The organism is Nonomuraea sp. NPDC005730 (genome assembly GCF_040630865.1).
Lineage (GTDB): Bacteria > Actinomycetota > Actinomycetes > Streptosporangiales > Streptosporangiaceae > Nonomuraea.
Genome location: NZ_JBEXYK010000097.1, coordinates 1 through 23,793 on the forward strand (window position 1 = coordinate 1; position 23,793 = coordinate 23,793).

Below are 23,793 nucleotides of genomic sequence, written 5' to 3' on the forward strand. Positions count from 1 at the left end.
GTCGGGCGCGTGCCGTCGCAGGGCCGCCCGCGCCGCGCGGGCCGCGTAGTCCATCGCCATGCGGGCGGGCTCCGCGCCCAGCTCAGCCGCCGCCAGCCAGTGCCGCGCGATCACCGCCGCGCGGTCGTCACGGTCGTCGCGGTCGCCGTGCACGGCGGTGAGGGCGGCCGCCACCTGCTCGTGCACCCGCGCCCGCCACAGCCGTGACCGGCGCGACGACAACGCGTCGGTCACCAGGGCGTGCGCGAACTCGTAGCCGCCCAGCCGGTACGACGACTCCCGGACCAGCCCCGCGCCGAGCGCCGCGTCGAGCGACGGCAGCAGGTCGCCGACCGTGCCGCCGGCGACCCTGGCCAGGACGACCGCCTCGAACTCGTCGCCCATCACGGCGGCCAGCTCCAGCACGCGGGCCGCCTCCTCCCCCAGGCCCGCCACCCGGTGCAGCACGACGTCCAGGACGCCCTGCGGCAGCCCGTCGCCCGCCCGGGCCAGCTCGGCGAGGAAGAACGGGTTCCCGGCGGTGCGCCGGCGCAGCTCCTCGGCCCCGTCGCCGCCCGGATCGCGGCCGGACAGCTCCTTGACCAGCGCGCGCACCTCCTCGGTGGCGAGCCCGGCCAGCCCGAGCCGGCGCGCGCCGCGCCGGGACAGCGCCGACAGCGTGCCGGTGAGCGCCGACGCCTCGTGCCGCCGGAAGGTCGCCACCAGCAGCAGGCCCGGCCGGGCGGTGGCGGCCACGTGGACCAGCAGCCGCAGCGTGGCGTCGTCGGCCGCGTGCAGGTCCTCCAGCACGACGACCGCCGGGCCGACCGCGGCCAGGAACGCGCCGACGGCCTCGAAGAACCGCAGCCGCGCCCCCTGCGCGTCGGACGCCGGGACCGCCTCCGGACCGCCCGACAGGAACGTGCCGACCTCGCCGGGCAGGGCGGCCTGCGGGGCCGCGGCGGCGAGGTCGCGCAGGACGCGTTCCCAGGGCCACAGGGCGGGCGCGGTCTCGTGGTCGGGGCTCGCCCCCCAGCCCACGGGCACGCCCGCGGCCGCGCGGAACCGTCTCAGCAGGCTCGTCTTGCCGACGCCCGGCTCGCCGTCCACCAGCACGACCTGCCCGGCGGCGGACGCCGCCCCGGCCGCCTCGGTCAGGAACTCCAGCGCGCTCTCCCGGCCGACGAACACCGGCTGGTCCGGCGCGGGATCGGCGGCCCTGGGCGCCGCCGTCCGCATCGGCGTCCGCGGCGGGGTGGCGGGCCTGCCAGACGGTAACAGGGCGGCGTCCTGGCGCAGCACCGCGGTTTCGAGCTCCCGCAGCCGCGGCCCCGGGTCGATGCCCAGTTCCCCGGCGAGCACGTCCCGCACGCCGCGCAGGCATTCGAGGGCCGCCGCCTGCCGGCCCGCGCGGTAGTGGGCCAGCACCAGCAGTTCCCAGGCACGCTCCCGCAGCGGGTGCTCGCGGACGAACGGGTCCAGCCGCGCGACCACGTCCGTGTGGCGGCCCAGTTCCAGCAGGGCCGCGGCCAGCGCCTCCACCGCGTCCAGCCGGACCTGTTCCAGGCGGCCGATCTCCGGTTGCGCCCACTCCTGCGCGCGCACGTCCGCGTACGGGTCGCCGCGCCACAGGCCGAGCGCCTCGGCGAGGGCGGCCGCCGCCTGCTCGTGCCGTCCCGCGGCCAGGTGGGCGGAGCCGGTCGACACGAGCGTCCCGAAGTCCGCCGTGTCGAGGCCGAGCCCGCCGGTCATCAGGCCGTAGCCGTCGGCGGCGCTGACCAGGACGGCCGGGGTCGCGCCCGGCCGCCGGTCCGGCTCCAGCCGCCGGCGCAGGTTGGAGACGTACACCTGCAGGCTTCCCTGGACGCTCGGCGGCGGGTCGCCGGCCCACAGCCGGTCGGCCAGCAGGTCGGCGGAGAGCACGCGGCCGGCGTGCATCGCGAGGAGCGCGAGCAGGGCCCGCTGCTTGGGCGGCCCGACCGGTACGGCCTGCCCGGCCACGACGAGTTCCATGGGCCCGAGGACGTTCAGCCGCACGCGCCCATGGTAGGGGCCGCCTGTGAACCGGTCCAGACGCGACATTCACCGCGCCGATCGACCGGCCCGGCACGGCTTGCCGAGCTCGGACCGGCCCTGACCGAACCGGCTCAGGCCGGGGTGGGCCGGTCGAGCGCGGCGAGCTTGGCCGGATCGACGACGATGCGGATGCCGGTGATCCGGCCGCCGGCGACGGTGAAGGCGATGGCGGACAGCGGGGTCCCGTCGGCGCGCCAGGACAGGTGGCCGGGGAGCCCGTCCACCAGCACGGGCCGCTGCCGGGCGACCTCGCCGGAGAACATCCGGGCGCCGGCGGCGACGGCGGTGGCGCCGAGGGTGATGACCACGCCGCCGGGGGTGTCGACGGTCAGCTTCACGTCCGGGTCCAGGACCCGCAGCAGCGCCTCGAAGTCGCCGCCGAGCGCGGCGGCGCGGAAGGCGTCGACGGCCTCCCGGTGCTCGCGGCCGGGGTCCGCCGCCCGGTCCGTGTCCCGGACCTTGCGGCGGGCGCGGCTGGCGATCATCTTGGCGGCGTCGGCGGACCTGCCCAGGATGTGGCCGATCTCCTGGAACGGGACCCCGAACAGGTCGTGCAGGACGAACGCCAGCCGCTCGCTCGGGGTGAGCGAGTCGAGCACCACGAGGAGGGCGAGGCCGACCGAGTCGGCCAGCGCCGCCTGCTCGTCCGGCGTGGGCTCGTCGGCGGGCGTCACCAGCAGGTCCTCGAACTCCTGCCCGTACGCCGTCTCGGGATGGGCCTGGCGGGATCTCAGCAGGTCCAGGCTGATGCGGCCGACCACGGTGGTCAGCCAGCCCGCCAGGTTGCCGATCGTCCGCACGTCCTGGCGGACCAGGCGCATCCAGGTCTCCTGGACCACGTCCTCGGCGTCGGCGTGCGAGCCCAGCACGCGGTAGGCGACGGCGCGCAGCCGATCGCGCTGGGCCTCGAACGCCTCGGCCGCCGTGCCGGACGGGTGCACGGTCACGGCCTGCGCTGCTGACGGAGGGAGATCCGGTTGCCGTCCGGATCCACCGCCTCGGCGCGGACGCCGAACGGATAGTCCTCGGGCTCCGGCTCCTCGAAGGCGACGCCCCGCCGGCGCATGACCTCGAAGTCCTTCCGCAGGTCGTCGGACTCCAGGATCAGCGGGCCCGGCGCCCCTTCCCCGCCCGCGTCGCCCGGCTGTCCGGCGGCCCGCGCATGCGGCCACAGGAGGATCTGCACCTGGCTGCCGGGCACGCCGACGGTGAGGAAACGGCCGTCGGGCCCCGAGACGTCGATCCGCTTCTCCAGGCCGAGCCCCGCGGTGTAGAACTCCAGGGCGCGGTCCTGGTCGGTGACGTAGACCGTCGCGTACATGATGCTGGTCAGCATTCTGCTCTCGATTCACTCGTGGTCCTGACGACCGTTCGTTCTCGGTCGTCATCCCCATGACGAGCGGCGGCGGGAAAAGGTAACACGGCCGGTCCGGCCCGGCGGATTCCCGGCTTTACGGAACATGAAAACTCGTTCACGATCACTGCGAGGGGGTGCAGGCTCGATCAGAAGGGGGCCCTATGCGGCCTGGCAGACGATCCTTGGGAGCGGTTGGCCTCACCCTCGGAATCCTCACTCTGGCGTTGTTCCTCGCCGCGCTGGCGATCGGCCCGACCGGGAGGACGGCACTGGCCTCCGTCCCGGCGGCGCACGACGTCGCGTACGCGGCTGACGACGCGGCCGACAACATGGCGGCCGACGCGGCGGCCGACGACGCGCCGCCGACCCGCCCCGGCGGGCTGCGGCCGTGCCCGGTGCCGTTCGCCGCCAACCCGACCGGCTACGCGTCCATCTGCTGGTCAGCCTCCTCCGACGACACGGGCGTCGCCGGGTACGATCTGTACCGCCTGGACCCGGACGGCTTCGTCCTCGCCGGCAGCACGACCGGCACGATCGGCGGCTTCTCCGGCGAGCTGAACCGCCTGTACACGATGTACGTCGTGGCCAGGGACCTGGCGGGGCACCTCAGCCCGCCGTCCGCCCTGATCACGGTGCCGGCGACGCTCGGGATGACCCCGACCAGCTCGCCGACCCCGCTGCCGGGTGACCACGTGCCCCCGTCCAGGCCCACCGGGCTGCGCGACGCCTGCCTGCAGGACTACCCGGGCGTCACGTTCTGCTGGCAACCGTCGAGCGACAACGTGGCGGTGACGGCGTACGACGTGTACCGGGAGACGGCGACGGCGTACCGCAGGGTCGGCACGGTCCTGCCGCCGAGCCTGAACTTCGCCGAACCCGGCCTGGTCGTCGGGCAACGCTACACCTACGTCGTGGTCGCCAAGGACGCGGGCGGCAACGTCAGCGTGCCGTCGGACCCGCTGTCCGCGCCGGCCAGGGAGGGGCTGCCGTCGCCCACCCCGTCGTCGGGCGCGCAGTGCACGGTGACGTACCGGGCCACGACGGGAGGGCCGCGGCTGGACGCCGAGCTCATCGTGCGCAACACCGGCACGACCCCGGTCGACGGGTGGACGCTGACGGTCGACTACCCGGCGCCGGCCGCGGTGCGCCTCGTCTCGGGCTGGTCCGCGAACTGGACCCAGGCCGGTACGGGGGTGGCCGGCGTGAACAAGCAGTGGAACAAGGTCATCGGGGTCGGCTCGCAGACCCAGGTCGGGTTCACCGCCACGTACGGCGGCGGCGCGCCGCCCTCGCCGGTGAGCTTCGCGCTCAACGGGAAGACCTGCGCCACCGGCTGATGCCCCGGCCTGTAGCTGCTCGGCGGGGATGACCACGGCGGTCGCCAGGCCCGCCTCGCCGAGCCCGCCCGGCCGGCCCGGGGCGAGCGCGAGCTCTCGGTGGCCGGGGTCCGCCGCTTCAGGCGCGTAGGGCGTCGAGAAGGCGGGACAGCGCCGCCTGGGTGTCGGCCAGCTCGTCCGGGGCGGACTGCGCCAGCCACAGCGCGGCCTCGTTCATCGCCCCGGACAGCAGGCGGGCCAGGGGCGCGACCGGCTGGGCGGGGATGGCGCCGGCCGCGACGAGCGCGGCCAGCGCCTCGGTCAGGTGCCGGACGCTGGTGGCCTCGTCGATCGCCCGCCACTCGTTCCAGCCGAGCACGGCGGGGCCGTCGATCAGCATGATCCGCTGCACGTCGGGATCGGCGCCGGCCGCGACGAACGCCGCGCAGCCCGCCTTGAGCTGCGCCCACGGGTCGTCCTCGGCGTCCGCCGCCGCGGCCACCCGGTCGGCCACCTCGTGCTGCACCTGTTCCAGCACGGCCCGGAAGAGGTCGGGCTTGCCGTCGAAGTGGTGGTAGAGGGCGCCTTTGGTGACGCCGGACTCGCCGACGATCTCCGCCAGCCCCACCCCGGCATAGCCCCTGGCCGCGAACAGGCGCCGCGCCGTGGCGAGCAACGTGCGGCGGGTGCGTTCCTTCTGCTCCGTCCTGGTCACTGCGTCCCCTTTGACATACCGACGGTATCCCAAATAGTGTACGCCCACATACCGTTGGTACGTGAAACTGATGAGGAGGAGCGCATGGAGCTGAGCAGCGTGTATCCGGTGGTGTGCACGGCCGATCTCACCGCGTCGAAGGACTTCTACGTCCGGCTGTTCGGATATGAGGTGACCTTCGAGGCCGACTGGTACGTGAGCCTGCGCCGCGGGCCGTACGAGCTGGCCCTGCTCGACCATCGCCACCCGACGCTGCCCGCCGCCTACCGCCGGCCGGTCGCGGGGCTGCTGATCAACTTCGAGGTCGCCGACGTCGACGCCGAGTGGGAGCGCCTGGTGGGGCGCGAGGGGCTGACCCCTGAGCTGGCGTTGCGCGACGAGGACTTCGGCCAGCGGCATTTCATCGTCGCCGACCCCAACGGCGTCCTCGTGGACGTGATCACCCCGATCCCGCCCTCACAGGAGTACGCGTCCCAGTACGCGCCCGAGTGAGACCGGCGCTGGACCCGTCGTGCGTGTACGTCAATCATGGAAGGGTGCGTACGGGTTTCGCCCATGAGGCGACGATCGTCATGGACGCGGACAGCGATGTCCGCGCCCCCGGCGCGGCGATCACCGTGGCGCTGTGCGGGCACTGGGAGCACGAGCCGCCCTGCCCGATCGCGGCGCACCACACGGCCGCCGACCGCCGGGGCGACGTCGTCCGGGTGCGGGTCCTGTTCGCGGCCGAGGCGGCGGCCGAGGCCGACGTACGGGCCCGCATCGACGCCGCGCTGGCGCGGGGCACGCTCGACGGCCCCGACGGGGTCACCACCCGATGGCGGCTCCTGGACACCCGGCCCGGCCGCCCGCGCGCGGCGGAACTGCCGCACCTCGAACGTCTCCGGCGCGGATGAAGCCCGCCGAATTGCGGCGGTCGCGGCTCGACAGGCGTCCGGATCGGTCCGGACAAGTACGCTGACCGCTGTTTCTCGCGACAGTGAAGGAGCACCGATGACCGCCGATCCGACGATGGCCAGGATCGGCCAAGGGGTGGACTTGCATCACCACCAAGGCCGGCCCGAAGCCGCTCGGGAATTGTTCGCGCAGATCTGGGACGACATCGGTGGCGAGCAGGGCGAACCGCTGCATGTCTGCGTTCTCGCCCACTCGATGGCCGACGTGCAGGACGACGTGCACCAGGAGCTGATGTGGGACCTGCGCGCGCTGGCCGCCGCCGACCGGGTCACCGACGAACGGGTGGCACAGGCCGGGGTGGCGCTCCCGGTGGTGGCGCTGTACCCGTCGCTGCACCTGAACCTGGGCGAGTGCTACCGCAGGCTGGGCGATCTCGACCGCGCCCGTGACCATCTCGATCAGGCCCGAGCCGGGATCGGCGCACTGGGCGACGACGGGTACGGGCGACTCGTCAAGGGCGGCCTGGACCGGCTGGCCGGCCTGCTGAATTCCAACAATTCCCCTGTCGCCCCGACCACCGAATCCTGAACCGGTTTTCCCGCCGCAATTTCGCACCCGAGCAATTCCCGGCGAATATCAGCCACCGCCCTTCACCGGCCCTCTCGACAACACAATTCTGATTCCGGACGACAACGGCCCCCAATTGCTTGAGCCCACCGCCACACCCGAGCGCCCGGCGACCCGGGGGCAGAGGGGCCCGAGGGGCCCGAGGGGCCCGGGGGGCCCGGGGGGCCCGGAGGTCAAGAGGCAGGGGGCCCGGGGGCAGGGGGCCGAGGGGCAGGGCGCAGGAGGGCACGAAGGCAGGGGATCTGGGACCCGGCGACCCGGGAGTCAGGGGCCCGGCTTCCATGCCTCCAGACCGCCGGGCGGGCCGGAGTATGCGCGGCCTGGGCAGTCACCTAACCGCACCTCACCCAGCGCGCCACCCGACCGCGCCGCCCCACCCCGCCGTACCGCCCGATCACACCGCCGGACCACACCGCCGCCGGACCACCCGATCGCGCCGCGGACCACGCCACCGGACAGCACCACCGCCACGCCGCCACCCGGCCGCGCCACCCGGCCGCGGGTTCAACCACCAGATGCCCGACCCGTCCGCTCCGACCACCGGGACGGTCGCCCCCGAGCCGCCATGGACCCCTCGGACGCCCGCCGCCCTCATGACCTTGCCTGAGGAGGCTCGGCGCACGACGCCCACCACGCCACCGAGCACGTACGGACGCAGGACGAAGACCGTCGGCGGTCCCGGAGAGCAGCCCCACGCCCATGGAACGGGGGTTCTTCCGCCGGCCGGGATCACGAATTCGCCCCCCGAAGATCAGCCACTACCGAGAGTCACAGAAACCTCCGGACTTTGACCGGAAAACCTTACGCGGCGTCATTCACGCTGACGGCCAACTTCGCCCCCAGAAAGCCCTCGACAAAGCGATCATGCGGATTATGCTTCATCGCGCAATTTGTACGTATTTGCCGCCAATCGCGGTGGGTTTTACGGGGAGACACCATGACCGACGACGCGAAAGGCCCGGGGGCCGGCACACGCGTTCACGAGGCCATATCCATCCAGACCAGGAAAAGTCCCGACAGTGTCGCCGTCATAGCCGGTGCCACCCGCCTCACCTACGCCGAGCTGGACCGCCGGGCCAACGGCGTCGCCCACACGCTGCTGAACCGCGGCATCGGACGCGGCCACCACGTCGGCATCTGCCTGGAACAGGGCGAATGGCTGCTCCCGGCGCTACTGGGCGTGTGGAAGGCCGGCGCGGCCTACGTTCCGCTCGACCCCGCCCACCCCGCGGAGCGCTTACGGTTCATGGACGCGAACGCCGAGGTCACCGCCGTGCTCTCCACCACGGCGCCAGCCGCGAGGGCCACCCTCACCGGCGCGCAGGTCGTCCACGTCGACGACGTCGCGCCGCGCGAGGACGCGCCCGGCGTCGCGGGAGACGCCGCCGACGCCGCGTACGTGATCTACACCTCCGGCTCCACCGGGACCCCCAAGGGCGTGGTCGTGGAGCACCGCAACACCATGAACTTCCTGGCCTGGGGCGCGTCGGCGTACACCGCCGAGGAGCTGGGCGGCATGCTGGCCGGCGCGTCGATCTGCTTCGACGCCTCGATCATGCTGCTGTTCGTCCCGCTCGTCGCCGGTGGCACGGTGATCATGGCGGAGAACCTGCTGGCGCTGCCGTCCCTGCCCGCCCGTGACGAGGTGACGACGGTCTTCGGCGTCCCCTCCGCGCTGTCGGTGCTGCTGCGCGACCCGCTGCCGCCCGGGGTGCGGACGGTGGTGTCGGGCGGCGAGCCGCTGACCGCCGCGCTGATCCGCCAGATCTACGCCAACCCGAACGTACGGCGCGTCCTGAACATGTACGGCCCGACGGAGTGCAGCACCGCCTGCACCTTCTTCGAGGCGGGACGCGACTTCGACGGCGAGCCGCCCCTCGGCGAGCCGCTGGCCGGCGCCGTGCTGTCGGTGCGTGACGCGCAGGGCCTGCCCGTCCAGGACGGCGAGCTGGGCGAGTTGTGGATCGGCGGCCCCGTGGTGGCCCGCGGATACCTGGGGGTGGGCTCCCCCGCGTTCGGCTCCGGCCCGGACGGCGGCCGCGTCTACCGCAGCGGCGACCTGGTCCGCCGGGTGGACGGCGAGCTGCGCTACGCGGGCCGGGCCGACGACCAGGTCAAGATCCGCGGCATCCGGGTCGAGCTCGGCGAGGTGGAGGCCGTGCTGGGCGGCCACCCCGCGGTGCGGCGGGCCGTGGTGCTGGCGCAGACCGGCGACGACGGGGCCGCCCACCTGGTCGGCCACGTCGCCGCGACCGAGGAGCGGGGTGAGCGAGCCCGAGCTGCGCGAGTGGCTGCGCGACCGGCTGCCCGGCCACCTGGTCCCGGCCCGGATCGGGATCAGCGAGAGCCTGCCGCTGGCCCCCACCGGCAAGGTCGACCGCGCGGCCCTGCCCACGCTCGGCTTCACGCGGCTGGTCGGCGCGCCGCCGGTCGCGCCTCGACCTTCCGCGACCTGGTGCGCCAGGCCGCGGACGCCACCACACGGGCGCTGATCCACCAGGAGATCCCGCCCGCCGAGCTGCCCCGCACCGCTGTGCTGCTGGCCATGCAGCACAGCGAGGTCCCCCTACGCGTGGAAGGTCTGGAACTGCTCACCGAACTCGGTTCGGGAGCCGCCGGCCACGAGCTCAGCGTGCTGGTCAACCGCACCGCGTCCGGCGGCGAGCTGCACCTGGAGTACGCCACCGCCCTGCTCGACCGGGACCGCGCCGAGGCGTACGTGGACCGCCTGATCGCCCTGCTCCGGCACGCCATGACGGACCCCGGCCGCGAACTGGAGCTGGTCACCCCGGACGAGCGGGCCGCGCTGCTGGCGCTGGCCGCCGGGCCGGACCTGCCGCGGCCGCTGCCGACCGTGCCGCGGTCGATCGCGTCCCACACCACGGGAACGGCCGTGGTCGGCCCCGACGGCACGTCGCTGAGCTTCGCCGACCTGAACGACTGGGCCGACCGGGCGGCGGCGACGCTGCTGGAGCACGGCGTGGCGCCCGGGGACGTCGTCGGCGTCTGCCTGCCGCGTGACCACCTGATGCCCGCCGTCCTGCTGGCGGTGTGGCGGGCGGGCGCGGCCTACCTGCCGATGGATCCCGAGCACCCGGCCGAGCGGCTGCGGCTGCTGGCCGAGGACGCCGGGGCCCGCGTCGTGCTGGCCAGGGGCGACGTGCCGGGGCTCGCCGTCCTCGACCTCGACCGGCTGGCACTCGACGGCCGCGCCGAGCTGCCCGAGGTCCGGCCCGGCGACCTGGCGTACGTGATGTACACCTCCGGCTCGACCGGCACGCCCAAGGGCGTCGAGGTCACCCACGCGAACCTGGCCGCCCTGGTGGCGGGCACCGCGGCCGCGCTGCGCCTGGGCCCGGACGACGTGCAGCCGGCCGTGGCGCCGCTGACGTTCGACGCCGCGGCCTCCGAGCTGTGGACGGTCCTGACCTGCGGCGGCACCAGCGTGGTGGTGGACCGGGCCACCGCCAGGGACGGTCACGCGCTGGCCGAGGCGGCCGCCAAGGCCACGGTGCTCGACCTGGTGCCGACGGCGTACCGGATGCTGATCGAGGCCGGCTGGACGGGCGACGCGGAGCTGCGCGCGGTCACCGGCGGCGAGGCGCTGGACCCGGGCCTGGCCGCGGAGATCCTGGCGCGGGCCGGCGAGCTGTGGAACGCCTACGGGCCCACCGAGGCCACCGTCACCTCGACCATGCACCGCGTGTCCGTCGCCGAGCCGAGCCCGGTGCCGATCGGCTCGCCGATGCCCGGCGAGCGGGCCTACGTCGTCGACCCGCGGCTGCGGCTGCTGCCGCCGGGCACGGTGGGCGAGCTGCTGCTGGGCGGCGCTGGCGTGGCCCGGGGATACCGGAACCGTCCGGGTCTGTCCGGATTCGTGGACGATCCCTTCGTCCCCGGCGGCAGGTGTACCGGACGGGGGACCTCGCGCACTGGCGGCCCGACGGGACGCTGGAGTTCCACGGCCGCCGCGACCACCAGGTGAAGGTCCGCGGCTACCGTATCGAGCTGGGCGAGGTGGAGGCCGTGCTGCACGAGGTGGCCCGGGGCGCGGTGACCGTGTCCGGCACGGGCGCCCAGGCCCACCTGGTCGGCTACGTCACGCCCGAGACGGCCGATCCGGCGGCGGTGGAGCGACATCTGCGCTCACGGCTGCCCGACCACATGGTGCCGCGGCGGTGGGTGGCGCTGGCCGCGCTACCCACCCTGTCCAGCGGCAAGGTGGACAGGGACGCCCTGCCCGAGCCCGGCGACGGCCCGCGGGCCGAACGGGTCGCCCCCGGCAGCGACGCCGAGATCATGGTCGCCTCGATCTGGTCGGCGGTGCTCGGCCGTCCGGCCGTCTGGGCCGACGACGACTTCTTCGCCCTCGGCGGCAGCTCCTTCGCCGCCACCCGCGTGGCCGGACGGCTCCGCGAGGTCCTGCAGCTCGCGGTGCCGGTGCGGCTGCTCTTCGACCGTCCGGTGCTCGCCGACTTCGCCGCCGGCCTGGAAGAGCTGCTGCTCGCCGACCTGACGGACGGGGTGGAGGCATGACCGAGGTGCAGCGGGACCGGGTCGCCGACCTGCTCCGTTCCCGGCTCGCGGCGGCGCGGGCCGCGGCCGAGTCCCTTGGGGAAGCCGCTCCTGCGGGCATTCCGGCTCTGTCGGCCGCGGACATGCCGCTGTCCCCGCTCCAGGAGCGGCTGTGGTTCCTGGCGCAGCTGGAGCCGGACTCCCCCGCCTACAACGTGCCGCAGGCGCTGCGGCTGCGCGGGCCGGTGGACCTCGACGCCCTCACCGGCGCGCTGGCCGACGTGGGCGAGCGGCACTGGGTGCTGCGCGGCGTCATCGAGGGCCGGCGGGTGCGGCCGGCCGCCGGCGTGCCCGTCAGCGTGGTGGAGGTGACCCCCGAGTCGCTGGAGCGGGAGCTGCGGGCCGAGGCCTGGCGGCCCTTCCGGCTGGACGCCGAGCCGCCCATGCGGGCCACGGTGTTCCGGCTCGGCGCCGACGACCACGTGCTCGTGCTGGTCCTGCACCACATCGTGACCGACGCCTGGTCGGAGCGGGTGCTGCTGCGCGACCTGTCGGCACTGTACACGGCCCGGCTCGGCGACGGCCCCCGGCCGGAGCCCCCTGCCCTGCAGTACTCCGACGTCGCCGCCTGGGAGACCGGCCAGAACGCGCACGACACGACCGGCGAGACCGACCTGGACTGGTGGGCGCGGCGGCTGACCGGGCTGGCCCCGGTGCTCGACCTGCCCACCGACCGGCCCCGTCCCGCCGTGCCGGCCTGGCGGGGGCGCACGGTCGGCTTCGAGGTGCACGGGGAGCTGGCGGCCAGGGTGCGGGCCACCGCCGGGACGACGCCGTTCATGGTCTTCCTGGCCGGGTTGCAGGCGCTGCTGGGCCGGTTGGCCGACAGCGACGACATCGCGGTGGGCGTTCCGCACGCCGGGCGGCACCATCCCGACACCGAGGGCGTGGTGGGCTGCTTCCTCAACACCCTGGTGCTGCGTACCGACGTCGGCGGCGACCCCACCGGGCGCGAGCTGCTGACCCGGGCCCGCACGACCGCGCTGGACGCCTTCACCCACAGCCGCACGCCGTTCGAGCGGATCGTGGAGCGGTTGCAGCCGGAGCGGAACCTGTCGGTCACCCCGCTGTTCCAGGTGATGCTGAACGTCTACGACAGCGTCACGCCGATGAGCCTGCCCGGGGTCGAGGTCGTGGCCGAGCGGCTGACGTCGCCGACGGCCAAGTTCGACCTCAACCTGACGCTGGAGGATCGCGGGGACGGGTTCGACGGCGTGCTCGAATTCCGCACCGACCTGTTCGACGAGGCGACCGTCCGCAGGCTGGTGGACTGGTACCTCGCCCTGCTGGACGGGATGTTGTCCGACCTGGACGCGCCGGTCGGGGCGGTGCCGCTGGAGCCGGTGACCGGGCCCGCCCTGGCCGGCCCCACCCCCACGAACGCGCCCGGCGAGGCCGTGCACCACCTGATCGAACGATGGGTGGACACCACCCCGGACGCGCCCGCCGTAGTGGGGGCCGACCGCAACCTGTCCTACGCCGAACTGGAATCCTCCGCCAACCGCATCGCGCACTGGCTGATCAAGGCCGGAGTACACGCGGACGAACCGGTCGGCGTGCTGCTGGAGTCCGGCGCCGCACTGGCATGCGCGCTGTTCGGCATCCAGAAGTCCGGCGGCGGATATCTGCCCATGGACCCGACCTATCCGGCCGCGCGGATCGCGACCATGCTCGACGCCGCCGGAGTCCGAGCCGTGGTCACGATGTCGGAGTTCACCGACCGCCTCGGCCCGCACGTGCGGGTCCTGGAACTGGACCGACTACCCGACCTGCCCGCCGATCGGCCCCGCGTGGAGGTCCGGCCCGAACACCTGCACCACGTCATCTTCACCTCCGGCTCCACCGGCACCCCCAAGGCCGTCGCCGCCGAACACCGCAACGTGCTCAGCTACCTCACCGGGATGCTCCCCCGCATCGACGTCCCCGGCGGCACGTTCGCCGTGGTGTCCACCCCGGCGGCCGACTTCGGCCTCACCTGCGTGTTCGGCGCGCTGACCACCGGCGGCACCGTCCACCTGCTGCCCCGCGAGATCGCGATGGACCCCACCGCCTTCGCCGACCACCTCACCCACCACCACGTCGACGTCGTCAAATGCGTCCCCAGCCACCTCGAACTCCTGGCCTCCGGCGGCGACCTGACCACCGTCCTCCCAGACAAACTCCTGATCCTCGCCGGCGAAGCCTGCCCCTGGGACCTCGTCGAACGAGCCCAGGACGCCAAACCCGGCCTGCGCATCCAGAGCCACTACGGCCACACCGAATCCACCATGATCTGCCTGGTCTGCGAAACCGACCAGGTGCCGGCCGAGCAGCGAAAGGGAATCGTCCCGCTGGGCACGCCGCTGCCCGGGATCTACGGGCACCTGGTCGACGCCCGGCTGCGGCCGGTCCCGCCCGGCGTGCCAGGTGAGCTGGTCGTCGGCGGCCCAGGGGTGACCCGCGGCTACATCGGGCTCCCCGAACTGACCGCCGAGCGGTTCGTCCCGGACCCGCTCACCGGCCACGACCGCTGCTACCGCAGCGGCGACCTGCTCCGCCTCACCACCGACGGACAGATCGAGTTCCGCGGCCGAGTCGACGACCAGGTCAAGGTCCGCGGCTACCGCGTCGAACTCGGCGAGGTCGCCACCGCCCTGCGCGCCCTGCCCCAGATCGCCGAAGCCGTCGTCCTCCCCATCGGCGAGGGCAAGGCCAGACAACTGGCCGCCTGGATCACCCCCGCAGCCCTGGACATACCGGCGGTCCGCTCGGCACTGCGCGAACGACTGCCCGACTACATGGTCCCCACCCACATCGTCACCCTCGACCACCTCCCCCTCAACCCCAACGGCAAGATCGACCGAGCCGCCCTCCCCGAGCCCAAGCCCGAAGCCACCGCCTTCGTGCCGCCCGGCACGGCGGCCGAGCGGCTGGTGGCCCAGGCGTGGGCGAAGGTGCTCGACGTGGCCGAGATCGGCGCCCACGACGACTTCTTCGCGCTGGGCGGGGACTCCTTCGCCGCCATCCGCGCGGTCAAGGAGATCGGCCGCGGCCTGCGCGTGATCGACCTGTTCACCCGGCCCACCGTCGCCCAGCTGGCCGCCTTCCTCGGCCAGGAGGGCGGCGCGGGATTGCTGCACCGGCTGGGCGGGGGCCCGGCCAGCGAGTTCACCCTGCTCTGCGTGCCGTACGGCGGCGGTTCCGCGGCGGTGTACCAGCCGCTGGCGGCCGCACTCGGAGACCGGGTGGAGGTGTTGTCGGTCGAGCTGCCCGGCCACGACCCCGCCCGGCCCGAGGAGCTGCCGCTGCCTCTGGAGGAGCTCGTCGAGGCGTTGTCCGCCGAGGTGGCGAAGTCCTCGATCAGCCGTCCGGTGGCCGTGTACGGCCACTGCGTCGGCTCCGCGCCGGCCGTGGCGCTGGCCCGCAGGCTGGAGGCCGACGGCGTGCCGGTGCTGGGCGTGATCGCGGCGGGCAGTTTCCCGTCCGCCCGGCTGCCCGGCCTGGCCAGGAAGCTGTTCCGCGGCGACCGCCTGGTCTCCGACCGGCTGTTCCGCGACGCGCTGCGGGCGTCGGGCGGCCTGCTCGACGACATGGACGAGGCGGCCAAGGAGACCGCGGTGCGCGCCATGCGCCACGACTCCACGCAGGCGCAGGAGTGGTTCACCCGGGAGCTGGCCGCCGACGGCCCGCGGCTGGGCGCGCCGATCCTGTGCCTGGTGGGCGAGCGGGACCGGGCCACCCAGCTGCACGAGGAGCGCTACGCCGAATGGGGGGCCTTCGCGTCGAGGGTGGCGCACGCCGTGCTGCCCAGGGCCGGGCACTACTTCCTGCGCCATCAGGCCGAGCCGCTGGCCGCCCTGCTGTTCGACCAGCTGAGGCGCTGGTCGGACGGGGAGCTCCCGGATCCGGTGCGCGCACCTGACCGGACCGGCCTGCGCTCCTTCTACACCGTCGCCGGCGGGCAGTTCGTGTCGGCGGTGGGCAACGCCCTCAGTGCCTTCGCGCTGGGCATCTGGGCCTACCAGCGCAGCGGCGAGATCCTGGACCTCGCGCTGGTCACGATGCTGGCGCAGATCCCGGCCGTGCTGCTCACCCCGCTGGGCGGCGCGCTGGCCGACCGGGTGGACCGGCGGCGCATCATGCTCGCCTGCGACGCCCTGTCCGGGCTGGCGATGGGGGCGCTGGTGCTGCTGATGGCGACCGGCCGGCTGGAGTTGTGGAACGTCTGTCTCGTCGTCGCCGTCACCTCGATGGTCACGGCGTTCCACCAGCCCGCCTACCTGGCCGCGATCGCGCAGCTGGTGCCCAAGCCGTACCTGCCGCAGGCCAACGCCATGGCCAACCTGGGGTTCGGTGCGGGCAACGTGGTGGCCCCGCTCGCGGGCGGGGCGCTGATCGGCCTGTTCGGGCTGTCGGCGGTGATCTCCATCGACGTGGCCACCTTCGCGATCGGCGTGGGGACGCTGCTCACGGTCAGGTTCCCGAACCGGCTGTTCCACCGGCGGGAGGAGAGCTTCCGGGCGGCGCTGAGCGGCGGGTGGCACTTCATCCGCCGGCGGCGGCCGCTGCTGGTGATGGCGGTCTTCTTCGCGGTGGTCAACTTCTGCACCGCGCTGATGTGGGTGCTCATCACCCCGATCGTGTTGTCCATCGGCAGCTCGGCCGACCTGGGCGTGGTGACGGCCGCCGGAGGACTCGGCGTGGCGGTGGGCACGGGCGTGATCCTGGTGTGGGGCGGCAGCCGCCGCCGGGCGACCGGCATGATCGGCTTCGTGATCGGCTCCGGGGTCGGTGTCGTCCTGATGGGCGCGTGGCCCGTCGTGGGGCTGGTCGCGGTCGGCCTGTTCGTACGGCTGGCCTGCATGAGCATCGGCAACGCGCACTGGTTGTCCGTCATCCAGACCAAGGTCGGGCCGGACCTGCAGGGCCGGGTGCTGGCGGTGAACGTCATGCTGGCCACGGCCATGCAGCCGCTGGGCTTCCTGTCGGCCGGGCCGCTGGCCGAATGGGCGGAGCCGCTGTCCTCCCGGCCGGGCGGCGGCGCCGCGTCGGTGTTGCTGGCCAGCGGCGTCCTGCTGGTGGTCTGGGGCCTGCTCGGGCTGCGTCACCGGCCGCTGCACCACATCGAGGACCTCATCCCGGACGCGGCGCCGCCCTCGGAGGCCGCCGCCGACCTGAACGCGATCCAGGAGAAGGTGCTGAACGGATGACCTTGGTATCCGCGTCCGAAGTGCGGGCCGCCGCGGCCCGCATCGCCCCGTTCGTCCGGCGCACGCCGCTGCTGCGGCTGCCCGGCGAACGCCTGTGGCTCAAGCCCGAGAACCGGCAGCCCACCGCCTCGTTCAAGGTGCGCGGCGCCGCCAACGCGGTGGCCCGGCTGGCCGGGCGGGGCATCACGCACGTCGTGGCCCAGTCCTCGGGCAACCACGCCCAGGCCATCGCCTACGCCGCCGCCCGGCACGGCCTGCGGGCCACCGTCGTCCTGCCCGACACCGCGCCGGAGCTGAAGGTGGAGGCCGCTCGCGGGCTCGGCGCCGAGGTGGTCATCGTGCCGCCGGCCCTGCGCGAGGTCACCTGCCTGGCGCTGGCCGACCATCTCGGGGCGACCGTCGTGCGTTCCGACGACTTCGACGTGATCGCCGGGCACGGCAGCGCCGGGGCGGAGATCGCCCTCGACCTTCCGGAGGCGGGCACGATCCTGGTGCCCGTCTGCAACGGCGGTCTGCTGGCCGGCGTCGCGGTGGCGGCCAAGGCCGCCGACCCGGCGATCACCGTGATCGGCGTCGAGCCCGAGCTCGCCGCCGACGGCGCGGCCAGCTTCCGCAGCGGCAGCCGTACGGCCTGGCCGGTGGAGCTGACCTACCGCACCCGGGCCGACGGGTTACGCGGCCCCGTCCTGGGCGAGCTGGCCTGGGAACACATCCGGCGGCACGTCGACGACATGCTGACCGTTCGCGAGGACGACATCGACGCCGCCGCCGAGCTGCTGTGGCACCGGCTGGGCGAGCGCGCCGAGCCCAGCGGGGCCGTGACCACCGCCGCCTACCTGGCCCATCAGGCACTTCTGCCCGACGGCCCGGTGGTGGCGATCATCTCCGGCGGCAACGTGGCGCCCGCCCTCCAGCCGGCGGCCCGGCGGGCGGAGTGACCCCGCCCTCGCGTCCCATGGTCGCGGGACCACCATGGGACGCGAGCCCGGGGACGGGTGCTACGCCTCCTCGGAGACCCCCAGGTACATCACGCTCGGGTGCGCGGGGTTGAAGGCGATGGAGGTGACCCGGTCGTAGGCGTTGTGGTTGATCGTGACGCGGTCCTTGCGGGATTCGTACGTGTAGATGTCCGTGCCGATCCCCGACCATCCGGTCCCGAAGTCGAAGTAGAGGACGTCCGCGTCCTTCGGATGCGGGGCGAGCAGCGGGCCGTTGGGGATCGTCACCGCCGCGTCCTGGTCCACGGCGGGGGCGAAGTTCCTGCCTCCGTCGTCCGAGCGGTAGATGTGCCGGCCGCCGGACGGCACGCCGGCGTCCAGCTCCGCCAGGTTGAGCCCCATCGCCCACACGACGTTCCCGGCGGCCGGGGAGATCGCGGCGCTGAACACGTTGACCCGGTCGCCGTCCCCGGCCAGCCCCGCGGCCGAGGCCCAGGTGCGGCCGCCGTCGAAGGTGACGCGGGCGCCGGTGTCGGAGGCGCCGAGCACCACGTGGTCCAGGTCGTGCGGGTCGAACACCGCCGTGTAGGACATGCGGGTGTCGCTGGGTGACCAGGCCGGCACCCCGACGGGCTGCCAGGTGCGCCCGCCGTCCCGCGACTCGTGCAGCTGGCCCTGGAGGTCGGAGGTCCGCAGGCGGTCGCCGTCGCCCCGGTCCACGCCGACCCCGATCAGGTCGCCGCCCGGCCCGGTGAGGGGCGTGACGCCCTCGGGCGTGGCGAGCGCCAGGTTGCCGTCGCGGTCCCAGGCGTAGGCCCGGCCGCCCTCGGCGGCTACCAGCTCGATGGAGGAGCCCTTGACCTCGCCGGCCACGTTCCAGGTGCAGCCCGCGTCCTTGGAGGCCAGCAACTGCCTGTTGGACATGGCCAGCAACTGGTTCGGGCGGTCGAGCGCGACCAGACCGGTGGTGTAGACGATCGGGCCGAGCACCTTGCTGGTGGACGCGATCTTCTTGCCGTCGTTCCACGCGTACGTCACAGAGCCGTCACCGGCGACCGTCTGACAGACCGGCCGGCTCCAGCCCGAGCCGTCGAAACCCTCGCCGGCGCTCCGCGCCATGGCGGGCGTGGCGGCCGACAGGACCGTCAGCGCGGTCGCGAGTCCGATGGTGAACGCCTTCTTCAACACTGCCTCCCCGACAGGAATCTGGTACGCGTTCGTTCCTATCGGTGAATGCGATGCTCAGGCTAGGTCTGCCCGCGGCTGGTTCACGCCATGGCAGGTATCTGTCAAACTGTTCGATCATGAACGCGGACGACAACGCCCTCGCCGCCGTCGGCGTGGACGCCGAGGACGAGCAGATCTACCGCACCCTGCTGCGCCGGCCGCGCACCACGCTGCCCGAGCTGGCCGCGCACACCGGCCGCACCACCGTGGCCCTGCGCCGGGCCTGCTCCCGGCTGGAGTCGCTCGGCCTGGTCAGCCGCATGGCCGGCCGCCCGGTCCGGTACGTGCCGACCAGGCCCGACGTGGCGGTGGCCGCCCTCATCTCCCGCCGCGAGGAGGGGCTGGCCCAGGCCAGGCTGGCCGCGCTCGCGCTGCTGGCCGAGACGCCGCGGACGGAGAACCTGGCCCCCGAGGAGCTGGTCGAGGTCGTCCAGGGGCAGGCGGCCGTGGTGCAGCGGTTCACCCAGTTGCAGCAGACCGCGACCGAGGAGCTCCTGGTGCTCGACCGGCCCCCGTACGCCCAGGACCCCTCCCAGCAGAACGCCCCCGAGATGGAACGCCTCGCGCACGGCCTCGTCGTGCGCGGCATCTACGACGCCTCCGCCCTGGAGATCCCCGGCAAGCTCCGCCTCGCGCAGGAGTCGGCGGCGGCCGGGGAGCAGGCCAGGGTGAGCCCCGAGGTGCCCATGAAGCTGGCCATCGCCGACCGGAGGACCGCCATCCTGCCGCTGAACGCCGACGCCTCTGCCCACTCCGGCAGCGCGGTCATCGTGCACTCCTCGTCGCTGCTCGACGCGCTGGTCGCCCTGTTCGAGGTCCTGTGGCGGGCGGCGCTGCCGCTCCCGCTCTACGACGCGCGCTCCCGGCCGGCGGACATGCCGGACCCCGAGCTGTTCACGCTGCTCGCGGCCGGGCTCAAGGACGAGGCGGTCGCCCGGCAGCTCGGCGTGAGCCTGCGCACGGTGCATCGCAGGGTCAGCGAGCTGATGGACCGGCTCGGCGCCCGCACCCGCTTCCAGGCCGGCCTGCTCGCGGCGCGCCGCGGCTGGTGCGACCCGGACGCCTGACCGCCGTCCCGATCACCGTGGGCGCGCGCCGGTACATGGACGGTGCTCTCGGCGGCGGATCCAACGTGCACCTCGCCGCGGGCGCGGGCACGATCGGAGCCGGTGGGGGCGGGTGTACCTGGAGGGGCGCCGCCAGTCCGCCGGGCTCGCCGGCCTGGTCGGGCCGTACCTGCCGGGCCGCTCCGCCCCGGCCTGAACCGGGGCGTGCCCGGCACGCAGCGGATCGGGGCGGGTGCGCGTTCCTCATGCATGAATGTTGAGATCGTCGCCCGCGCGTCGCCGCCGCCGGCCGACGCCGCCGGCGCGGTGGTGACCGGCCTGTACCGCGAGCACCGGCTCGCCCTCGTCCGCCTGGCCCTGCTGCTCGTGGGCGATCGGGAGAGCGCGGAGGACGTCGTCCAGGACGTCTTCTCCAGGCTGCACGGCAAGAGCCCCGAGGCCCTCACCCTGTCGTACGTGCGGGTCTGCGTGCTGAACGCCGCGCGCTCGCTGCTGCGCAGGCGGAGTGTCGCCGCCAGGGCGATCCTGCGGCGGCGGGACGACCCGGTGGACTCGGCCGAGACGATCGCGCTCCTGGGCGAGTCGCGGCAGGAGATGCTGGCGGCGCTCAGCCGGTTGCCCGGACGGCAGCGCGAGGTTCTCGTCCTGCGTTACTACCTCGACCTGTCCGACGCCGACATCGCCGAGGCGACGCGCCTGCGGCAGAGCACGGTACGGTCCACCGCCTCCAGAGCTCTGGAGCGGCTTGAGCGCGAGCTGGGAGGCCGAGCATGACCACGATCGAGGACCGGCTCAGGGACGCGATGGCGGCCAGGGCCGAGACGGTTCAGGACGACGGGCGGCCGAGGGTCGCGCCGTCGCCGCGCCGGGGGCCGGCGGCGGCCCGATGGTGGTGGGCGCCGGTGGCGGTGGCGACCGCGACCGCCGCCGTGGTGGGCGTCACCGTCCTGGGGACCCGGACGTTCGGCTCCGCGCCGCCGTCCGCCGCGGCCCCGCCAGCGGCGGCCGCCGGCCGCCTGTCGCCGCCGGTCGAGCAGATGTGGCCGGACGCGGTGCACGAGATCCCGGCGACGGGCCCCGGCGGCCGGGTCTTCAAGCCCGACGTGTTCGTCGCCGACCGGGTGGTGGCCGGCCGGGGGCTCTCCGGGAACCGGCTCGACGGCATCTGGTCGTACGACCTCGACAAGCGCGTGTTCACCCAGATCGCGCCGCTGCAGGACGTCCAGGTCACGAACGAGCCGCTGGTCTTCGGCGACGGCTACCTGGCGTGGTCGGCGTTCCGGGACGACCGGACGGAGATCTGGGCGGTGCCCGTCACCGGAGGCGTCCCGCAGCGGATCGCGGCGCTGAGGGCCGTGGTGTCCAGCGACAACGCCTACACCGGGATCAAGAAGCTGGCCATCGCCGGCGGCATGGCCGTGTGGTCGCCCGCCGACGGCGGCGTCTACCGGGCCCCGCTCAAGGGCGGGAACGTGTCCCTGATCAGCGGGACGAAGGGCTTCTACCTGGTCGAGTGGCCCTGGGCCGGATGGCCGGTGCACGACCGGACGGTCGACCACCCCGTCGCCCGGCCTCTGGAGCACCTGAAGAACGTGCTCACCGGCAGGTCCAGGAACGCGGTCCCGGCCAAGAAGCGCTCGTCGTGGGCCGACTGCGGCCCGGTGTGGTGCCTCAACTGGAAGACGGCCTGGCGGCGCGACGGAACCGACCGCCGCGACCTGCCCGGCAATGCCACGGGAACGCTCATCTCCGGCCGCTTCGTCCTGCTCAACCAGGGGGACGCCGGCGGCGGCCGCGCCCTGGCCCTGCACGACGTCGCCACCAGGCGCACCGGCCGGCTCTTCCCCGTGCCGACGCGCAGGGGCGACAAGGCCCCGCCCACGCTGAACACCCAGGAGGGCGTTGTCTGGTTCCGGACGGCACAGGGCACCCAGGTGGTGATCGACCTGAAGGCGGCCGGCCGCTGAGCGAGAGCCGCCCGAGAATCGTCCGGCCGGACAGGCATAGCGGGAGTGCCCCGCGCGCGTCTCAGGGATGTCATTCACACGTTTGGAGGTGGTCGTGGACCCTGCGGACGAGCAAGGCTTCCGCGAGTTCGTCTCTGCGCGCTCGCCTGCCCTGATGCGGCTCGGGTTCATGCTCAGCGGCGGCGACCAGCACGCGGCCGAGGATCTCGTGCAGGCCGCGCTGGCCAAGCTGGCGGCCCGGTGGCGGCAGGTGGACGCCCCCGAGGCGTACGTCCGGCAGATCATGTACCGGCAGCAGGTGAACTGGTGGCGGGCGATCGGGCGGCGCGGCGAGGTGGTCCAGGCGGAGCCGCCCGACCGGCCGGAGGCCGACGGCACGCACCAGAGCGACCTGCGCATGGTGCTGCGCGCCGCCCTGGCCCGGCTCACCCCGAGGCAGCGTGCCGTGCTGGTGCTGCGCTACTTCGAGGACCTGCCGGAGGACCGGATCGCCGCCATGCTGGCCTGCTCGGTCGGCACGGTGCGGAGCACCACGTTCCGGTCGCTCGCCCGGCTGCGGCAGATCGCCCCGGAACTGGCTGCGGAACTGGAGGTCACCACATGAACCGGCTGCTTCGCGACACCATGGAGGAGTGGGCCGACGAGGTGCGGGTGCCGCACGACCTGGCCGACCGGGCGCTACGGCGGCGTGCCCGGCCGCCGGTCATGGCGATGGTGCTGGCCGCCGGGGTGGCCGTCGTCGTGGCGGTGCTGGCCGTCGGGCTGCACGGCCGGAGCACGACCGTGCGCCCGGCGAACGGGGTCACCGTGCCCGTCCGCCCCTCGGTGACGTCCACGGACGTGCGCGCCGACGTCGAGAACGCGCCGCCGAAGAAGTTCGTGGCGGCGGGGGACGTGGCCGTCTCCGCCTACTTCACCACCTGGCTGGAGAAGGCGTCCGACGGCGGCGAGCGCGTGCGGCGCACCTGGTACCTGTACGACCCCCGCTCCGACGGCTACGAGAAGACCGCGTGGGCCTGGCTGGACGTGGCACCGGGGCTCCAGCTCGCGGCGGTGCTCCAGGGCGAGCGGATCGGCAGGCGGGTGGGGATCGTCGACATGAACACCCGGCAGGCCCTGGCCTGGATCGACCTGGAGCACGACGTCGGCTCGCTGGTCTGGTCGCCGGACGGCACCAAGGTGCTGGCCACGGCGTACTCGCAGTATCCGGAGCAGAGCCGGAAGCAGGTGGGCAAGGACTCCTACACCGTCGAGGAGTTCGTCCGGCCCCGGATCGGCTACTACGTCATCGACGTCGCCACCGGCCAGGCGGCCTACCACCCGCTGCCGCCGCTGGACCGCGACGGCAACCCCGGGAACATGAACGCGCGCCAGGACCTCGGCTGGAGCCTGGACGGGTCCATGCTCTGGGAGCCCACCGACACCATGCCCGACAGGTTGTGGCTCGGCCTCGACGGCACCCGCCGGGACGGCCCGGCCGGCGACCGGTACATCGACTATTCGGGCTGGTCGAAGGTCTCGCCCGACGGCCGGCTGGTGCTGGACCGCGACCTGCCGCCGTCGGTGCCGGGCAGGCAGCTGGTGCTGCAGCACCTGGCCTGGGCCGACAACGACAACGTGGTGGTGCTGGGCTGCGCGGGCTCGTGCGAGAGCGAGTTCGACAACGGCCTGGCGCTGGCGAGCGCCGACGGCGAGCGGATGATCCAGCTCACCGGCAGCCGCGACCGCGGCGGCGACGAGGCCTGGCAGTGGGTGCTCACCCGGCGCAACTAGATGAATGAGTCCAAGGCATAGCTGCGGAGATAGGGCGAGGATGTCCATTCTCGGGTTGTGACGACCGAACTGGACACCCTCGCAACCGCA

18 protein-coding genes are annotated in these 23,793 nt (G+C 73.9%); 13 read left to right on the forward strand and 5 right to left on the reverse strand.

All coding sequences use genetic code 11. The features are described from left to right. From ABZ444_RS49020 to ABZ444_RS49030, 3 genes are all read right to left on the reverse strand, one after another. A partial coding sequence (locus tag ABZ444_RS49020; RefSeq protein ID WP_358011662.1) for a BTAD domain-containing putative transcriptional regulator occupies positions 1–2,016 on the reverse strand: 2,016 nt, incomplete at its 3' end. A gap of 110 nt (positions 2,017–2,126) precedes the next feature. Then, entirely contained in the window at positions 2,127–3,002 is an 876-nt protein-coding gene (locus tag ABZ444_RS49025) for a sigma-70 family RNA polymerase sigma factor (RefSeq protein WP_358011665.1), read from the reverse strand. After that, positions 2,999–3,391 (reverse strand): VOC family protein, encoded by a 393-nt coding sequence (locus ABZ444_RS49030; protein WP_358011668.1) that lies wholly within the window; start codon positions 3,389–3,391, stop codon positions 2,999–3,001. The genes ABZ444_RS49025 and ABZ444_RS49030 overlap by 4 nt, the downstream gene beginning before the upstream one ends. A gap of 203 nt (positions 3,392–3,594) precedes the next feature. On the opposite strand from ABZ444_RS49030, the gene ABZ444_RS49035 reads away from it, so the two are divergent. After that, on the forward strand, positions 3,595–4,749 hold the full coding sequence (locus ABZ444_RS49035) for a cellulose binding domain-containing protein (protein ID WP_358011671.1): 1,155 nt from the start codon (positions 3,595–3,597) through the stop codon (positions 4,747–4,749). Between the two features lie 118 nt (positions 4,750–4,867). Here the strand turns inward: ABZ444_RS49035 and ABZ444_RS49040 are convergent, their stop codons facing one another. Then, positions 4,868–5,443 (reverse strand): TetR/AcrR family transcriptional regulator, encoded by a 576-nt coding sequence (locus ABZ444_RS49040; protein ID WP_358011674.1) that lies wholly within the window; start codon positions 5,441–5,443, stop codon positions 4,868–4,870. Between the two features lie 84 nt (positions 5,444–5,527). Here ABZ444_RS49040 and ABZ444_RS49045 point away from each other — a divergent pair, with 84 nt between their 5' ends. The 7 genes from ABZ444_RS49045 to ABZ444_RS49075 all read left to right on the forward strand — a co-directional run bounded on the left by ABZ444_RS49045 (position 5,528) and on the right by ABZ444_RS49075 (position 17,669). Next, positions 5,528–5,935: a VOC family protein gene (locus ABZ444_RS49045; RefSeq protein ID WP_358011677.1), complete on the forward strand. Its 408-nt coding sequence runs from the start codon at positions 5,528–5,530 to the stop codon at positions 5,933–5,935. Positions 5,936–5,979: 44 nt separating this feature from the next. After that, positions 5,980–6,339: a hypothetical protein gene (locus ABZ444_RS49050; protein ID WP_358011679.1), complete on the forward strand. Its 360-nt coding sequence runs from the start codon at positions 5,980–5,982 to the stop codon at positions 6,337–6,339. Positions 6,340–6,436: 97 nt separating this feature from the next. Continuing rightward, positions 6,437–6,928: a tetratricopeptide repeat protein gene (locus ABZ444_RS49055; RefSeq protein ID WP_358011681.1), complete on the forward strand. Its 492-nt coding sequence runs from the start codon at positions 6,437–6,439 to the stop codon at positions 6,926–6,928. A gap of 976 nt (positions 6,929–7,904) precedes the next feature. Then, positions 7,905–10,952, forward strand: coding sequence for an amino acid adenylation domain-containing protein (locus tag ABZ444_RS49060; protein ID WP_358011684.1), 3,048 nt, complete (start codon positions 7,905–7,907; stop codon positions 10,950–10,952). Next, a complete protein-coding gene (locus ABZ444_RS49065) occupies positions 10,874–11,503 on the forward strand; it encodes a phosphopantetheine-binding protein (RefSeq protein ID WP_358011686.1) in 630 nt (209 codons plus the stop codon). The genes ABZ444_RS49060 and ABZ444_RS49065 overlap by 79 nt, the downstream gene beginning before the upstream one ends. Further along, positions 11,500–16,731: an amino acid adenylation domain-containing protein gene (locus ABZ444_RS49070; protein ID WP_358011688.1), complete on the forward strand. Its 5,232-nt coding sequence runs from the start codon at positions 11,500–11,502 to the stop codon at positions 16,729–16,731. Before ABZ444_RS49065 ends, ABZ444_RS49070 begins: the two co-directional genes overlap by 4 nt. Further along, positions 16,728–17,669: a pyridoxal-phosphate dependent enzyme gene (locus ABZ444_RS49075; protein WP_358011690.1), complete on the forward strand. Its 942-nt coding sequence runs from the start codon at positions 16,728–16,730 to the stop codon at positions 17,667–17,669. The genes ABZ444_RS49070 and ABZ444_RS49075 overlap by 4 nt, the downstream gene beginning before the upstream one ends. Before the next feature lie 60 nt (positions 17,670–17,729). On the opposite strand, the gene ABZ444_RS49080 is transcribed toward ABZ444_RS49075, so the two are convergent. After that, on the reverse strand, positions 17,730–18,854 hold the full coding sequence (locus tag ABZ444_RS49080; protein WP_358011692.1) for a hypothetical protein: 1,125 nt from the start codon (positions 18,852–18,854) through the stop codon (positions 17,730–17,732). A gap of 119 nt (positions 18,855–18,973) precedes the next feature. On the opposite strand from ABZ444_RS49080, the gene ABZ444_RS49085 reads away from it, so the two are divergent. From ABZ444_RS49085 to ABZ444_RS49105, 5 genes are all read left to right on the forward strand, one after another. Beyond that, positions 18,974–19,963, forward strand: a complete 990-nt coding sequence (locus tag ABZ444_RS49085; protein WP_358011694.1) for a LuxR C-terminal-related transcriptional regulator — start codon at positions 18,974–18,976, stop codon at positions 19,961–19,963. 249 nt (positions 19,964–20,212) lie between these two features. Next, positions 20,213–20,737 carry a sigma-70 family RNA polymerase sigma factor gene (locus tag ABZ444_RS49090; RefSeq protein WP_358011696.1) on the forward strand — a complete coding sequence of 175 codons (525 nt, stop codon included), beginning with the start codon at positions 20,213–20,215 and terminating at the stop codon, positions 20,735–20,737. Then, positions 20,734–21,930, forward strand: coding sequence for a hypothetical protein (locus ABZ444_RS49095; protein ID WP_358011699.1), 1,197 nt, complete (start codon positions 20,734–20,736; stop codon positions 21,928–21,930). The genes ABZ444_RS49090 and ABZ444_RS49095 overlap by 4 nt, the downstream gene beginning before the upstream one ends. Before the next feature lie 94 nt (positions 21,931–22,024). Next, entirely contained in the window at positions 22,025–22,534 is a 510-nt protein-coding gene (locus tag ABZ444_RS49100; protein WP_358011701.1) for a SigE family RNA polymerase sigma factor, read from the forward strand. Further along, complete coding sequence (locus ABZ444_RS49105; RefSeq protein ID WP_358011703.1) at positions 22,531–23,703, forward strand: hypothetical protein; 1,173 nt, start codon at positions 22,531–22,533, stop codon at positions 23,701–23,703. Before ABZ444_RS49100 ends, ABZ444_RS49105 begins: the two co-directional genes overlap by 4 nt. Positions 23,704–23,793: the final 90 nt, after the last annotated feature.